At 66.5% G+C, this 14,242-nt stretch carries 13 protein-coding genes; 1 reads left to right on the top strand and 12 read right to left on the bottom strand.

Annotation, left to right across the window (positions count from 1 at the left end; all coding sequences use genetic code 11):
• Positions 1–26 precede the first annotated feature (26 nt).
• Positions 27–1,109, top strand: a complete 1,083-nt coding sequence (gene xerS, locus A9Z00_RS01905; RefSeq protein ID WP_296973767.1) for a tyrosine recombinase XerS — start codon at positions 27–29, stop codon at positions 1,107–1,109.
• Positions 1,110–1,178: 69 nt separating this feature from the next.
• On the opposite strand, the gene A9Z00_RS01900 is transcribed toward xerS, so the two are convergent.
• The 12 genes from A9Z00_RS01900 to allB all read right to left on the bottom strand — a co-directional run bounded on the left by A9Z00_RS01900 (position 1,179) and on the right by allB (position 14,210).
• Entirely contained in the window at positions 1,179–1,571 is a 393-nt protein-coding gene (locus A9Z00_RS01900; RefSeq protein ID WP_296973764.1) for a WGxxGxxG family protein, read from the bottom strand.
• 188 nt (positions 1,572–1,759) lie between these two features.
• Positions 1,760–3,028 (bottom strand): DUF4129 domain-containing protein, encoded by a 1,269-nt coding sequence (locus A9Z00_RS01895; protein WP_296973761.1) that lies wholly within the window; start codon positions 3,026–3,028, stop codon positions 1,760–1,762.
• Entirely contained in the window at positions 3,025–4,149 is a 1,125-nt protein-coding gene (locus A9Z00_RS01890; RefSeq protein ID WP_296973760.1) for a DUF58 domain-containing protein, read from the bottom strand. The genes A9Z00_RS01895 and A9Z00_RS01890 overlap by 4 nt, the downstream gene beginning before the upstream one ends.
• A 9-nt stretch (positions 4,150–4,158) precedes the next feature.
• Positions 4,159–5,121, bottom strand: coding sequence for an AAA family ATPase (locus A9Z00_RS01885; protein ID WP_296973757.1), 963 nt, complete (start codon positions 5,119–5,121; stop codon positions 4,159–4,161).
• A gap of 247 nt (positions 5,122–5,368) precedes the next feature.
• Positions 5,369–6,535 (bottom strand): iron-containing alcohol dehydrogenase, encoded by a 1,167-nt coding sequence (locus A9Z00_RS01880; RefSeq protein WP_296973755.1) that lies wholly within the window; start codon positions 6,533–6,535, stop codon positions 5,369–5,371.
• Between the two features lie 133 nt (positions 6,536–6,668).
• Entirely contained in the window at positions 6,669–7,991 is a 1,323-nt protein-coding gene (locus A9Z00_RS01875; protein ID WP_296974684.1) for a deoxyguanosinetriphosphate triphosphohydrolase family protein, read from the bottom strand.
• Positions 7,992–8,123: 132 nt separating this feature from the next.
• Positions 8,124–8,657 carry a 2'-5' RNA ligase family protein gene (locus A9Z00_RS01870; protein ID WP_296974680.1) on the bottom strand — a complete coding sequence of 178 codons (534 nt, stop codon included), beginning with the start codon at positions 8,655–8,657 and terminating at the stop codon, positions 8,124–8,126.
• A 35-nt stretch (positions 8,658–8,692) separates the two neighbouring features.
• Positions 8,693–9,601 carry a type II pantothenate kinase gene (gene coaW, locus A9Z00_RS01865; protein WP_296973752.1) on the bottom strand — a complete coding sequence of 303 codons (909 nt, stop codon included), beginning with the start codon at positions 9,599–9,601 and terminating at the stop codon, positions 8,693–8,695.
• Positions 9,602–9,766: 165 nt separating this feature from the next.
• On the bottom strand, positions 9,767–10,162 hold the full coding sequence (locus A9Z00_RS01860; RefSeq protein ID WP_296973749.1) for a hypothetical protein: 396 nt from the start codon (positions 10,160–10,162) through the stop codon (positions 9,767–9,769).
• A gap of 102 nt (positions 10,163–10,264) precedes the next feature.
• Complete coding sequence (locus tag A9Z00_RS01855) at positions 10,265–11,518, bottom strand: pyridoxal-phosphate-dependent aminotransferase family protein (RefSeq protein WP_296973747.1); 1,254 nt, start codon at positions 11,516–11,518, stop codon at positions 10,265–10,267.
• Positions 11,515–12,786, bottom strand: a complete 1,272-nt coding sequence (locus A9Z00_RS01850) for a Zn-dependent hydrolase (protein WP_296973745.1) — start codon at positions 12,784–12,786, stop codon at positions 11,515–11,517. Before A9Z00_RS01850 ends, A9Z00_RS01855 begins: the two co-directional genes overlap by 4 nt.
• Positions 12,787–12,836: 50 nt before the next feature.
• Positions 12,837–14,210, bottom strand: coding sequence for an allantoinase AllB (gene allB, locus A9Z00_RS01845; protein ID WP_296973743.1), 1,374 nt, complete (start codon positions 14,208–14,210; stop codon positions 12,837–12,839).
• Between the last annotated feature and the right edge of the window lie 32 nt (positions 14,211–14,242).

Raw genomic sequence — 14,242 nt, 5'->3', positions numbered from 1 at the left:
GTACCGGACCGTGCGGAGGGATCGCTTTGAACGTCATCAAGCTGAGAGACAGGCAAGAACTCGAACGGCGATTGCCTTCGATGCCCTGGTACGTGGAGCAATTCATCCACTACAAGCTGCCCGACCTGTCTCCCTCCTCCCTGCTTGAATACGTGCGCGACTACGAGACGTTCTTCCGCTGGCTGATGGCGGAAGGGCTTACGGAAGCGCGGGAGATGAAGGACATTCCGCTCTCCGATCTCGAGAACCTGCGCATGGAGTCGATCGACAACTACAAGATGTATCTGGCCGCGCATCGGGAGAGGAACAACAGCCGGACGACGATCTCGCGCAAACTGTCCTCGCTCCGCTCGCTGTTCCACTACCTGAGCCAGATCGCGGAGGACGAGAACTTCTATCCGCTGCTCAAGCGGAATGTCATGGCGAAGGTGTCGATCAAGCGGACGCACAAGCCGAAGGATTCGGCCGCCAGGCTGGAAGGCAAGCTGCTGCAGGATCACGAAATCGAGGAATTTTTGAAGTATGTGCGGGAAGACTATGCGGGGGATCTCGCCGGCAACAAGCAGGCGCTCGCGGCCTACGAACGCAACCGGATCCGGGACGCCTGCATCATCAGCCTGATCCTCCATTCCGGCCTGCGGGTATCCGAAGTCGTCAACCTGAACGTCGACGACGTCGACCTGAAGCGCAAAATCGTCTACGTATACCGCAAGGGCAAGAACGACGACACGTTCAAGACACCCGTCTACTTCCGGCAGGATGCGGTCGAGGATCTGAAGAAATATCTGGAGATCCGGGAAACCCGCTACAACGCGCCGAAGAAGGAGAAGGCGCTCTTCCTCGCGGTGGCGAACGGCCGGAAGGAAGGTTCCCGCATGACGAGACGGGCCATCCAGGAGATGGTCATCAAATACGCGAAGCGGTTCGGCAAGCCGTACCTGTCCGTCCACAAGCTGCGGCACTCGTTCGCGACCGACTACTACCTGCGGAACGATCTGTACAAGACGCAGGAGCAGCTCGGGCACGCCTCGCCGGAGACGACGCAGATCTACGCCCATCTGACGGACCGAACGATGGCCGAAGCGATCGACCGTCCGCGCGAATCCTGAAAGGGCAGTGAAAAAGCCGGGTGTTCTTCCGTGCGGAAGATTCGCCCGGCTTTGCCGCTTCTTGCGGCGTTACGACGTCTCGCGCATGCGGCCGCGCAGACCCGCGAGCCCGATCAGACCGAGTAGACCAAGCCAGCCCCAGTCGAAATCGTTGTCGGCGCCGGTAGCCGCTGCGCGCACCGTGCCGCGAACCGTGCGTTCCGTGCGGTCCATCAGCCCGTTGTTGTCGGCGTTCACGTTGTAACGGCGGAAATCGCGGTTGTCCGTGTAGCCGACCGGCGCCGGAGTGTTCGTATCGTACGCACGATTCGTGTACACGTTCGTCCGGTTCGTGCCGGCCCCCGTATACGCGGAGCGGTTGTGGTCCGTCTTGCCGTTCACCCCGCCCTCCGCAAATACAGGGGAAGATAACGCCAGCATCAGGGCTGTCGCGGCGACCGCACCTTTCAGCGTACGTTTCATTCGAATCGGCAGCCACCTTTCTCTCCAGGGATGGATTGAGCGTCGGGCACTATTCGCCGCCTGGCTCAACTATGGTATGCCCCGATGAGAACGATCCGATTCGAACGGAATCAGGAAGTTGATGGCGGATCAGGTCCGGGCATGCGCGGCCTCCGGGCGTTGCATGCGCGGCGCCGAAACCAGCGGCATCAAAGCCCGAGGTCCGATTTCAGCCGCTCCGCCTCGTCTTTCGCGGCCGGACGGCGGCCGTAGCGCACTTCCGTGTAGATCCGGCGCAACGCGTCATCCGCCTCCCGATAATCGCCGCCGAAATGCCGCAGGGCCTCGAAATTTTCCCGCGGCGTCAGGTTCGGACGATAGCGGAACCCGCGCTTCCCGGCGCGTTCGAACCGCCGGCGGAACAGCCACCGGATCCGTTCTTCCGGCGTCATCGCGGCCCAGGATTCGCGGCGGCCGATCTCCCGCAGGCGCCGGAAGACGCCGGACAGCATCGTCTCCCCGGTCAGCCGCTCCACTTCGTCCACATAGCCGCCCGCATCCGCGCCCGCCGTCCGCTCGCGCCAGGCGGCCAGCCATCGGGCGATGAGCCGCGCGAGGGCCGGCAGGCGCAGGAGCTGCCGCAGCAGCAGAACGGCGATCGCCGCCAGCGCGAGCACGGCGATCCCGGTCGCGATCTTCTCCAGCATCTGCATCAGCCAGCCCGGTTCACCGTTTTCGGGCGCGGGCAGCCCGGCGAACGGATCGACCGGTTCTTCCTTCGGCGCCTCCCGCGGAGCCGGCTCGCCGGCATGCCGGCTCAACCAGGCGATCAGCCGGTTCAAGCCGCCGACGAACAAATGCCAGAGCGTCTCCAGATGACGGAAGAACGCGATGAACAGCGCTGCCGCCGCAAACGAGCCGGTCAGCAGCCGGTTGCGAACCGCCACCGACCGCGGCACCTGTCCGCCGATCTGATTGGCTTCGATCAGCGTGACCCGGTTCGCGCGCCGGACGGCCAAGAGCAGCGTGAGCACGCCGCCTGCCGCAAGCAGCAGGCGGAGGGGCGCCGTCATGTCCATGAACCCGGCGGCGATCGACCCGATGAAATAGACGGCCAGCGCCACCGCGAGCAAATGGCGCTGGCGCACGTCGTCGGGCGGCACCGGCGACATGCCGCGCAGCGCGGCCGCGGAAGCGACGGCGGCTGCCGCGATCCAGGCCACGCCGTACGGCCTGAGCAGGAGCCCGGCACCGATGCCGATCGCCGCCGCCGACGCGAACCGGACGATGCGCCGCATCCGGCTCCACCGCGCCGTCAGCCGCTCCCCCGCCGCGTAACAGAACGGCAGCGCCGCGAGAAAGCCGTACAACGCGGCCGCGTCGAGTCCCCACACGACGGCGAACAGCGGAACCGGCAGCCAGATGACCGTCTCCGTCACGCCCAGCCAAAGCGCAAGCAGCCATTCCCGCGCCTTCATGCCGACCGCCCCGCTTCCCGGCCGCCGGCCGATTCCGGTTCCGGCATGCGCAGCGGCAGAATCCGCACCGCGTGCCCGGATGCCTCGAGCTTCCTCGCCGCTTCGGCGATCCGGTCGTTCTCGTAGGTGGACAGCACCGCAATGTCCGTCCGCTCGTCCAGCCGTCCGCCGATCTGATGCAGCAGCTCATGCAGCGGAAGAAGCCGTTCCGTCCGGAGCCTCGCCATCGATTCGAAAATCGCGAGCATGTGGGGCAGTCCGGCTCCCGGTTCGACATACGCCGGCCGCTCCCCGCCGCGGCCCTCCTCCGCCGCGTTCGCCGCAAAGCCGGCCTCCATCCCGTGCTCGACGGCGTACCGGATCAAGCCCGCCGCGACGGAAAGGCCGTAATCGACCATCGCCTCGTTCGTCGCGACGCTCCACATGCCCTCGTGGTCTTCCACATTGAGCACGATCAGAAGCCGGTGATCCGCCGAATGGTCCCGCTTGTGCACCTGCAGTTTCCCGGTGCGCGCCGACGCTTTCCAATTGATCGCCTTCAGCGGATCGCCCGGCCGGTATTCGCGCGTCCCTACGACCAGAAACGGATCGTCGAGGATCCAGCGCCGCACGATCGCCTCGCCCATCCAGCCGTGCGCCGGCAGATCCCATTCCTCCGGGGGCAGCGGCCTCGGGTAGACGACCAGCTCGAAGCCGATGCCGAGCCGCTTCGTGCTCGCCGCGAATCCGAACAGATCGCCGGCCGTCATCGTAACCGATTCCGCGCGATAGTACCCCCGCCTCGTGCATCTCACCGTGTGCCGCCGCGTGATGCGCGTGTACGGCATCAGGCTGAACAGGCTCTTGTGGTTCTGATAGATGCTGCCGGAACTGATGTCGAGGTTTGCCTGCGATCCGAAGCGCAGGGCCGCCGGAATCTGCGATTCCACGCGCAGCCACGGGACGGGCAGCCATTTCCGGTTCTCGATCGTCTCCACCAGCTCGACCTCTTCGCCCTGGTAGCAGGCCCGGACGCCGAGCCGCCGGTCGTACCGGATCCCGGCCAGACCGGTCTTGCTGAAGAGGATCGCCTGAAGCATCATGAGCAGGACGAACGTCAGCAGGACAAAATGAATCGCCATGGCCGCCTCCTATCGCGCGCCCAGCGACTCCTCCGCGGGCACCGGCACCGCTTCCAGCACCTGGCGGACGACGTCTTCGGTCGCTTCCGGCTTTGTGCGGGCCGCCCCTCGCAGTACGATCCGGTGGGCCAGCACGTCGGCCGCCAGCGCCTTGATGTCGTCCGGCACGACATAGGCGCGCCCCTGAAGCGCGGCGAAGGCCTGCGCCGCCCGGAGCAGCGCCTGGCTGCCGCGCGGGCTGATGCCGACGTGCACGTCCGGATGCGTCCGCGTCCGTTCGACGACCGCCACGATATATCGCAGCAGATCGTCGTGCACCGCCACCTTCGAATAGAGCCGCTGCGCCTCCAGGATCGCTTCCCGTTTCACGACCGGTCCGATCTCCTCCAGCGGGCTCGCATCCATGAACCGCTTCAGGATTTGAACCGCCTCCGCGCTGTCCGGATAGCCCATGCGCAGCTTGAACAGGAACCGGTCGAGCTGCGCCTCCGGCAGCGGGAACGTGCCCTGGTTTTCGACCGGATTCTGCGTCGCGATGACGAGGAACGGCCGCTCCAGCGCGAACGTCCGCCCGTCGATGCTGAGCTGCCGCTCCTCCATGCATTCGAGCAGGCTCGATTGCGTGCGCGGCGTCGCGCGGTTGATCTCGTCCGCCAGCACGATGTTGGCGAACAGCGGCCCGGGCCGGAATTCGAACTCGCCGACCTTCTGGTTGAAGTAATGAATGCCCGTTAAATCCGAAGGCAGAAGATCCGGCGTGAACTGAATCCGCTTGAACGTGCAGTCCAGCGAGACCGCAAGCGCTTTCGCGGTCAGCGTCTTGCCGGTTCCGGGCACGTCCTCGAGCAGGACGTGGCCGGAGGTGATGATCGCGATCAGTAGGCGGTCGATCAGCGTCTCCTTGCCGACGATCACCCGCCCGACGTTCGCACGGATCGCGTCGGCCATGTCGCGAATCGGCGTCAAATCCATGTCTGTTGTTCCTTTCTGCCGCACCAGATCCCCGACGCAAAGAAAAAAAACGCCGTCTCGCTCGCCGGGGGACGGTGCGGCGGGATTCGTTTTTTCCAGTTTAGCCCATCCGGGACAAACCCGTCAATCGCCCGTCACACGGCCGCGGAAGCCCGCCGGCGAATGGGAGGCGGACGGCGTCCGGAGACGAACATCCGCCGGGCGGGACGATCCCCGCACGGCGGATCGGATGAACGGTTTCGGGCCGTTACAGCGCCATTTCCAGGATCGCCTTCACGTCGTCCTTCTCCAGCTTGCGGAACCGCCCGATCGGACCGAAGCGGACGGCATGTTCCGCCATCTCGTCGAGATGCTCGCGGCCGATGCCGACCTCGCCGAGCGTCGCGGGCGCGCCGATCCGGGTGAAGTAATCGCGGGTTGCCTCGATGCCGGCGAGCGCGATCTCCTCGTCGGACTTGCCGGCGGGATCGATGCCCCAGACGCGGACAGCAAATTGCACGAACCGGTCGATGCGTTCTCGGTACACGTATTTCATCCAGTTCGGGAACACGATCGACAGCCCCGCACCGTGCGCGATGTCATAGAAGGCGCTGATCGCGTGCTCGATGCCGTGCGACGCCCAGTCATCCTCGACGCCGACGCTGATCATGCCGCCGTTCAGTGCGTAGGTGGCGCACAGCATCAGGTTGGCGCGCGCGGCGTAATGGTCCGGCTCGCGGAGCGCGATTTCGCCGTTCTCGATGACCGTCTTCAGGATCGACTCGCAGAACCGCTCCTGCAGCGGCGTGTCCATCGTCTGGCTGAAATACTGCTCGAACACGTGCGACATCATGTCGACGATGCCGTTCGCGGTCTGGTCGGTCGGCACCGTGAACGTCAGCTCCGGATCGAGGATCGAAAACTTCGGGTACATGTGGATGCTGCCCGCACCGCGTTTCTCCCGGGTTTCCCAGTTCGTGATGACCGAGTTGCCGTTCATCTCCGTGCCGGTCGCCGCCAGCGTCAGCACCGCGCCGAGCGGCAGCGCCTTCTGCACGCGGGCTTTCCTGACGTAGAAGTCCCACACGTCACCTTCGTACGGGACGCCGGCCGCGATCGCCTTCGCCGCATCGATGACGCTGCCGCCGCCGACGCCGAGGATGAATTCGACGCCGTGTTCGCGGCAGATCTCGATCCCCCGGTGCACGGACGTCAGGCGCGGGTTCGGCTCGACGCCCGAGAGCTCGTGCACTTCCGCACCGACGCTCCGGAGCTGTTCCATGACCCGGTCATAAAGCCCGTTCCGCTTGATGCTGCCGCCGCCGTAGACGAGCAGCACTTTCTTGCCGTACGGTTCCATCAAACCGCCAAGTTGGGACACCGTGCCCCGGCCGAAGACGATTTTCGTCGGGTTGTAGAACGTGAAGTTGTTCATGAACGCGCGTTCGCCTCCCTGTATGCCGATTCCTGGTCGCTTGCCGGACTGACACAATTTAAGCATAGACGAAACCGGCGGCCGTGTAAATCTTGCTGCGAAGGAAGCAGCGGCGGTTGGAGAAGGGGCGGCATCAGTCGCGCTCGTAGATCGACCCGGAACGGCTCGCGAACAGTTCCGTGTACACCTTCTCCGCGTATGCATCGGTCATCCCGGCGATATAGTCCGCCGCGAGCCGCTCCCACGGCCACGAATCCTTCTGCCGCTCGTAGCTTACGACCCAATCCGGCGGCAGCAGCAGCTTGCCCGTTTCGCGGTCCGAGAAGGCCTCCCACAGCCGCGTCAGCATGATCTCGCTCCGCTTCTGGAGCCGCTGCACGCGGAAATCCTTGATCAGCGTCACCCAGGCCAGCTTCTTCAGAATTTCCATCGTCCGGAGCAGATCCATGTCCTCCGCGCCGTCCCTCACGAACGTGACGCGCTTCCACCCCTGCCCGTCGTCGAGGATGCCGACACGGCTCGCGAACAGGCCGACCCAGCGCGCCTTCATCTCGCGCCGCGTGCGCGAAGGCTCCTTTCCGGTCTCGCGGAACACCGTCGTCCACTGCTCGTAATATTCGGAGAGCACGCGCTTCACCATCTCGGTCATCCGTCCGCGTCCGATGCCTTCCCAGGCGCGGTTCAGACCGGACGGATCGTGCTCGATCTCCTGCACGATCAGCTCCGCCAGCCGGTCGTCCTCGAAGAAGCCCGGGCTCATCAGAATCTTGCCGGCTCGGATGCCGTCCTCGATGTCGTGCGTCGAATAGGCGATGTCGTCGCAGAGATCCATGAGCTGCGCTTCCAGCGTCGCGCGGCCCTCCGGCATGCCCCACAGCTCCCGCAGCCGGCGGATGCCGCCTTCCCATTCCATCTCGTAGACGCCTTTGGTGACGCCGGGCTCGTTCAGGCAGTGGGGATACTTGTTGATCGCGAGCAGCACGGCCGCCGTCAGATCCAGGCCGCTGTCGCTCCCCGCGCGCTTCTCTAGGAACATGAGAATGCGGAAATTCTGCGCGTTGCCCTCATAGGGCATCCCGTGCTTGCTGAGCAGCCGGTGCAGCACTTCCTCGCCCTTGTGGCCGAACGGCGGATGGCCGAGATCGTGGGCGAGCGCGGCGCATTCGACGACTTCGGGCTCCATCATCAGCCCCGGGTGTTCGGGTTTCTGCAGGAGCGGATGCGTCCGTTGCAGCCGGCGCGCCAGCTCCCGGGCGATCTGGGAGACTTCGAGCGAGTGCGTGAGCCGGGTGCGGTAATAGTCCCCGGTGCCGGCGCCGAACACCTGCGATTTGCCCTGCAGCCTGCGGAACGCGGGCGACTGCACGAGGCGGGCGTAATCCTTCTCGTATTCGTCCCGCGCCTCGCTCGTCTGCGTCCTTGCGCCTTCGTCCAGCCGGATCTTGCGGATATCCATCCCTTTCACCCCGCTTTCCTCCATGATCAAAAACATGCCCGCGAACCGTCACGTTTCCATCATATCGCGACATGCCGCGGATGGATCGCCACGATGTCCCCGCGACAAGAATAACCGCCTTCGGCAAGGCGGTTACCGTGCAAGCCGTATATCTTCAAACGGCGCATATCTGTCGGGCCCGATTTCCTTGTACACCCGGACGAAGGCGACGTCGAAAGACGGATAGGGCGCGAGCGCGCGCCGCGCCTCCGCCGCCATCTCCACGATCTCGGATTCGCTCATGCCCCAGTGGGTCTGGCCCAATGTCAGATGGGGATGGTAACGATCCAGCTCGTAATAAATCTTGAGAAGCTCCGGCGGCGGAGACACGGCCTCCATCAGCGATCGGTGCAGCTCGCATATTTCCGCGGACCGGACCGACAGATACGCCACCGAGGTGCCATACGTGGCCGGTTCTCCCAGCGACACGCGGAAACTCCGAAAGGAAGAGCAGACGTTCCGAACCTTGTCCAGCCATGCCAAATCCCCGGTCAGTCCGCTCTGGGCCTTCACCGTAATGTGCGGTTCGACCACTTCCCGGAGGCGGTTGCTCTCCCAGCGATTCCGAAACGCTTCGATCCGCCGTTTCACATCGTCCGGCGGGACGATTCCGATAAAAAATGGCACGGGCAACATCCGCTCCTCCCATGCCCGCATGCCGGTCAAACCCGCGCCGCCCGGCGGCCGAGCCGGAGCAGCGCGCCCAGCGCGCCGCTGAACTCGCCGTTCTCCACGAAATGCGGTTCCCCGCCGCGGAAGCAAGTGTAGGATTCGATCGCCCGGCGCAGCGGTGCGTTGCCGTTGAACGACGATCCGATGTAGACGATCGTCTTCAGGCCGTGCGCGGCGGCGGCGCTGACGCACAAGGTCGCCACCGCTTCCCCGACCATGCCGATCACGGAAGCGAGCGCGTCCTCGCGCGCGACGGTGCCGTTCCGTCCGTCGCCGATCGCGGCGCCGGGCGGCACACGCCCGAAATTGCTCGCCGTCAGCTCCCCGTCGATCGGCGGTTCCATTCCTTCATAGATATGGCGCACCTTCAGATCGGCGACGCCGCGGTCGCCCGCCGACGCCGCCGCAACGATCGCGTCGTAGTCGTCGATGCCGGTCAGCAGCCTGGAAAGCCCGACGATCGTGCCTCCGCCGAGCCCGGTTCCGCCGACGCGGATTTGGCGTCCGCCGTCGATGACGTGGACGGAAGTGCCCGTGCCGACGTTCGCGAGCAGAAAGGCGCGCCCGGCGATCTCCGGCGGCAGCAGCAGGCGGACGCCGCTGCAGGTCGCCTCGAACTCGGGCATCATCTTCGTGTTTCGGCCGATCAACGCCGCCAGCTTTGCGCCCTTGCCGCCCGTCAGGCAAAGCGGCGCCTCCGGCAATTCCGTCCCGATCCATGCCGCCGCCTCCTCCAGCCGGTCCGACCGGAACTTGCGCAGCCGCGCGACGCCGTCCTTGATGTACGCGATCTTGACCAGCGTGCCGCCGGCGTCGATTCCAGCCGCGTCGCGCCGGGGCAGCCCGGCCTCCGTTCCGAACGCCGCGAGCGGAAATTCCGTCGGTTGTGTCGCATCCATTGCCGCGCCGAGACCCCTCTTCATCCAGGCTGCATGCGCCGCAGCCGGCCTCTCCCCGACGGGAGGCCGGCCGCGGCGTGTATCGCGTTGAATTATAGCACGGACGGAACGGGTGTCAAGTTTTGTCGGCATCGGCAAATGTCCGGAGGCGCCGAACGGCCGCCTTCACGGAATCCGGTTCAGGCCGCTGAACTCGGCGATCACCGCCATCAGCTTCGGCGGAATCGGCAGCACGAACTGCATCGCCCCCAACACGCTCGTCCCGCTGCGGCTGTGCACGGTGACGCGGCTCGCATACAGCCGGTACGGGTCCGCATCCGCCCGGGACGTCGCATACTCGACCGCGCCGTCCGACTTGCGGCGGACCGACAGGCTGGTCCGCCTTCCGTCGGGACGGAACGGCACGATGCTGACGATGTCGTCATAGCGGATCACATAATTGACGTGCGGTTTGTGAAAAACGATTTCCCGCGTCGAGACGGTCAGGCCGTACTCCTGCTTCTTCTGCGAGACCTTCAGTTCCCCTTCCAGTCCGCTCAGCCGGACAAAATCGCGGTTCACGGCATCTCCTCCCCGGTTCTCCCCAGCATACCACATGCCGAAGAAAACTGCACGGGAAGTCCGTCCGACGGGATGCCGGAACCCGGGAGAAGGCCGCCCGCCTCAAGCCTGCCGCGCGGCCTGCGCCGCCTGCTCCTCCTCGTACACCTCCATGGCCGCCTGCAGCGCCTCGCCGGCCGGAACGCGCATCCCGTGGCGCAGGAGCACGGCCTCGAGCCCTCCGAGCGTGAGCAGCACGTTGCGCATATGGCAGGAATAACCCATCGTGCCGATGCGCCAGATGCGGCCCCTGAGCGGCCCGAACGAACCCGCGATCTCGATGCCGAACCGCTCGAGCAGCATGGCGCGCACCGATTCGCCGTCCACGCCTTCCGGAATGTTCACGCAGGTGACGACCGGCAGCTTGCAGGCCGGGTCGCCGAACAGCGTCAGCCCCATCGCCTCGAGGCCTCTGACAAGCGCCCGCTCGTGCAGCCGGTGCCGCCGGAACCGCTCCTCCAGCCCCTCCTCGAGCGCGATGCGGACCCCTTCGCGCAGACCGTAGAGCATCGCGGTCATCTCGGTGTGGTGGTTGAGCCGCTCCGGACCCCAGTAATCCTGCAGCTGGCAGAGATCAAGATAATTGCTGCGGATGAACGGTCTCTCCGAATCGCCGCCGCCCGGCGGCCGGATGCCCCGCTCGATCCGCCTGCGCGCGGCGAGGATCCGCTCGACGCGCCCGTTGTAGGTGAGCGGCGCCATGCCGCTCGGCACGGACAGGCATTTCTGCGTGCCGCCCACGACGGCGTCCAGCAGCCACTCGTCGGTGTTGACCGGCACGCCGCCGATCGTCGCGACGGCGTCGACGACGAGCAGCGCGTCGTATTCCCGGCAGGCGGCGCCGATGCCGTCCAGCGGCTGCAGCCGGCCGGTCGACGTCTCGCCGTGTACGAGGGCGACGACCTTGGGCCGGTATTGACGGATCGCGCGGATGATGTCCTCCGGATCGAACACCGTGCCCCATTCCCGCTCGATCACTCGGACGTCCGCGCCGTAGCGCTCCGCGATCTCGTGCAGCAGATGGCCGAACCGCCCGCAGATCGGCACGAGCACGCGGTCGCCCGGCTCGACGACGCCGGCCAGCACCGCTTCCAGACCTGCCCGCGAGGTGCCGTCCACCGGATAGGCCTGGCGGTTCGACGTGCGGAACAGCCGGCGGAGCAGCGCCATCGTCTCGTTCATGAGCGCCGTGAACGCCGGATCGAACTGGCCGAGCATCGGATACGACATCGCGCGCAGCACGCGTGGGTCCGCCTCCACCGGACCCGGCGTCATGATCGTCCGCGGCGGCGGCGGCCAGATCGGTTGCGTCATCATGGGCATTTCTCCCCGTAGGCAAGCTCGTACAGCAGCTCCGCCAATACGGCCGTGCCGAGGGCAAGATCCTCCGGCGGCGTGTACTCATCGGGCGAATGGCTGATGCCGCCCCGGCTGGGCACGAACAGCATGGCCGTCGGGCAGACGGAGCGGAACATCTGCGCGTCGTGGCCGGCACCGCTCATCATGCGCCGGTACGGAATGCCGCGGGACGAGCAGATCCGCTCCAGCCGGCCCGTCAGTACGGGATCCATCGGCGCCGGGCGCGTGTGCAGCACGGAGCGGACCCGGATCTTCAGGCCTCTTCGCTCCGCGATCGTCCGGAACGTGCCGAGCACGGTGTCGCAGAAGCCGGTCAGCAGCGTCTCGGACATGTGCCGGATGTCCAGCGTGAACTCCGCCGAGCCGGCGATCACGTTCGGCACGTTCGGCACGCATTCGATGCTGCCGACCGTGGCGACGAGCGGATCGCCCGCCTTCTGCGCCGCGCGCTCGAGGAACGCGATCATCTCCGCCGCGCCCGCCATCGCGTCGCGCCGGAGCGCCATCGGCGTCGTGCCCGCGTGGTTCGCCTCGCCGAGAACCGTCACGACGTAGCGGCGCTGGCCGGCGATCGTCTCGACGATGCCGATCCGCTCGCCGAACCGCTCGAGCGTCATGCCCTGCTCGATGTGCACCTCCACGAACGCGGCGAGATCGGTACGCTTCGCGCTGAGCGGTTCTCCCGACGGACCCGTTCCGCCGAATCCGGCCGCTTCCATCGCCTCGCGCATCGTGACTCCCTGCGCGTCGACGAGGCCGTCCGCCAGCTCCGGGCTGAACGTGCCGCTGACGTTGCCCGATCCCCAGTAGGCGAGCGGAAACCGGCTTCCCTCCTCTTCGCAGAACGAGACGACCTCGATCGGACGGAGCGGCGGCCCGAATTTCTCGTGCAGGAACTTCACGGCGGTCAGCGAGGCGGCGATGCCGTAAGCGCCGTCGTATTTCCCGCCGCTGCGGACTGTGTCGATGTGCGAACCGGTCAGCACGACGCCGGATTCGGATCCGCGTCCCGCGAGCCTCCCGAACAGATTGCCGACGCAATCATAGCGCGCCGTGAGTCCGCACTCCGTCATCCGCCGCTCCAGCAGCCGCTGCGCCTCCAGCCAGGAAGGCGTGTACAGGAGCCGCGTCACGCCGCCGTTCCGTTCCGCGCCGCACATCGCCAGCTCATCCAGCAGACCGGTGACCGATTCCGCGAATTCCGCCTCCAGATCCAGTTTCAGCATGATGACGCCCTCCTTTCCAATCCCGGATTCGCGCCGCACGACCCGGCGCCTCAGGCGGACCGGACGAGCCATGCGCCGCGCCCGGGCTCCGCGATCCCGAGCGCTTCGTCATAGACGAGCCGGCCCCGCACGAACGTCTTCATCACCTTGCAGCGGATCGTCCATCCCACGTATGGACTGTGCTTGTGGCTCTGCAGCAGATGGTCCCGCTCCAGCACGTAGCTCCGGTTCAGGTCGACGACGGCGAGGTCCGCATCGAAGCCCGGCGCGATCCGGCCCTTCCGCGAGAGGCCGAATCGCCGCGCCGGCCCGTCGGCGAGCAGCTTCGCGATCGCGGGCAGCGTCAGGCCGCGCCGCAGGCCTTCGCCCGTCATGAGCTCCAGGCTGCTTTGCGCCGCGGCGATGCCGCCCCAGACGTCGAAGAACGAGCCGTCCGGACCGACCGTTTTCCAATCGGCGGGACAGGGCGAGTGGTCGGAGGAAATGAAATCGATGAATCCGTCCGCCAACATCCGCCACATCCGCTCCCGTTCCGCCTCGTCCCGCAGGGGGGGCGCGCATTTCGCGACCGGACCGATCCGCTCCAGATCGTCCAGGGTCAGCAGCAGATAATGCGGACAGGTCTCCGCCGACGCGTCGACGCCGCGCCGCTTCGCCGCGTCGATCATGCGCAGCGCCTCCGCCGTGCTGATGTGGACGAAATGCACCCGGCAGCCGGTGCGCTCGGCGAAGAACAGCGCGCGATGCACCGCCTCGAGCTCCGCCTCCGGCGGCCGCGACGCGGCGTAATCCCGCGCCGACACGCGGCCTTCGGCCCGGAATTTCGCCGCAAGCCCCGACGTGATCGCGTCATTCTCGGCGTGCACGGCCAGGAGTCCGCCCAGCTCCGCGATGCGCGCCATGCCTTCGTACAGCGTGCAGTCATCGGAGGCCCGGAACCGCTCCTCTCCCGCGCCACCCGGCTCCGACATGAACGCCTTGAACGCGACGGCGCCCGCGGCCATCAGGTCCTTGAGTTCGTGCAGACGGCCCGGCATGAGCCCGCCCCAGAACGCGTAATCAACGGCGGACCTGCCGGCGGCGAGCTCCGCCTTCCGTCGCAGCGCCATCGCGGTGACCGCCGGAGGAACGCCGTTCAGCGGCATGTCGATGTACGTCGTGCAGCCGCCGGCCGCCAGTGCGGCCGAGCCGGTCTCGAACCCTTCCCAGTGGCCGTTGCCCGGCTCGTTCAGATGGACATGGGCGTCGATCATCCCGGGCAGCACGTGGCACCCCGACACGTCCACCGACCCGTCCGCGTCCGCCGGATCGAGCTCGGCCTCAAGCTCCGCGATCTTCCCGTCCCGGATGCCGATGTCGAGCCGCGCGACGGCGTCCGGCAGCACGACCGTGCCGCCGCGCACGATGAGATCGAACCGCTTCACGCTTCCCGCCTCCCCACTGCCGCGCAACCTCC

The organism is Thermobacillus sp. ZCTH02-B1 (assembly GCF_002159085.1).
In the GTDB taxonomy this organism is placed as follows: domain Bacteria; phylum Bacillota; class Bacilli; order Paenibacillales; family Paenibacillaceae; genus Thermobacillus.
The sequence above is the reverse complement of the archived record's forward strand: the minus strand, read 5'-3'. Positions and strand labels throughout refer to the sequence as shown.

Excerpts from the sequence above, each read along its gene's own strand:
- A9Z00_RS01885 (WP_296973757.1), bottom strand. The coding sequence starts at position 5,121 with ATGGATTTGACGCCGATTCGCGACATGGCCGACGCGATCCGTGCGAAC.
- A9Z00_RS01875 (WP_296974684.1), bottom strand. The coding sequence starts at position 7,991 with ATGGATATCCGCAAGATCCGGCTGGACGAAGGCGCAAGGACGCAGACG.
- A9Z00_RS01900 (WP_296973764.1), bottom strand. The coding sequence starts at position 1,571 with ATGAAACGTACGCTGAAAGGTGCGGTCGCCGCGACAGCCCTGATGCTG.
- coaW (WP_296973752.1), bottom strand. The coding sequence starts at position 9,601 with ATGGATGCGACACAACCGACGGAATTTCCGCTCGCGGCGTTCGGAACG.
- A9Z00_RS01890 (WP_296973760.1), bottom strand. The coding sequence starts at position 4,149 with ATGGCGATTCATTTTGTCCTGCTGACGTTCGTCCTGCTCATGATGCTT.
- A9Z00_RS01880 (WP_296973755.1), bottom strand. The coding sequence starts at position 6,535 with ATGAACAACTTCACGTTCTACAACCCGACGAAAATCGTCTTCGGCCGG.
- A9Z00_RS01855 (WP_296973747.1), bottom strand. The coding sequence starts at position 11,518 with ATGATGACGCAACCGATCTGGCCGCCGCCGCCGCGGACGATCATGACG.
- A9Z00_RS01895 (WP_296973761.1), bottom strand. The coding sequence starts at position 3,028 with ATGAAGGCGCGGGAATGGCTGCTTGCGCTTTGGCTGGGCGTGACGGAG.
- A9Z00_RS01850 (WP_296973745.1), bottom strand. The coding sequence starts at position 12,786 with ATGCTGAAACTGGATCTGGAGGCGGAATTCGCGGAATCGGTCACCGGT.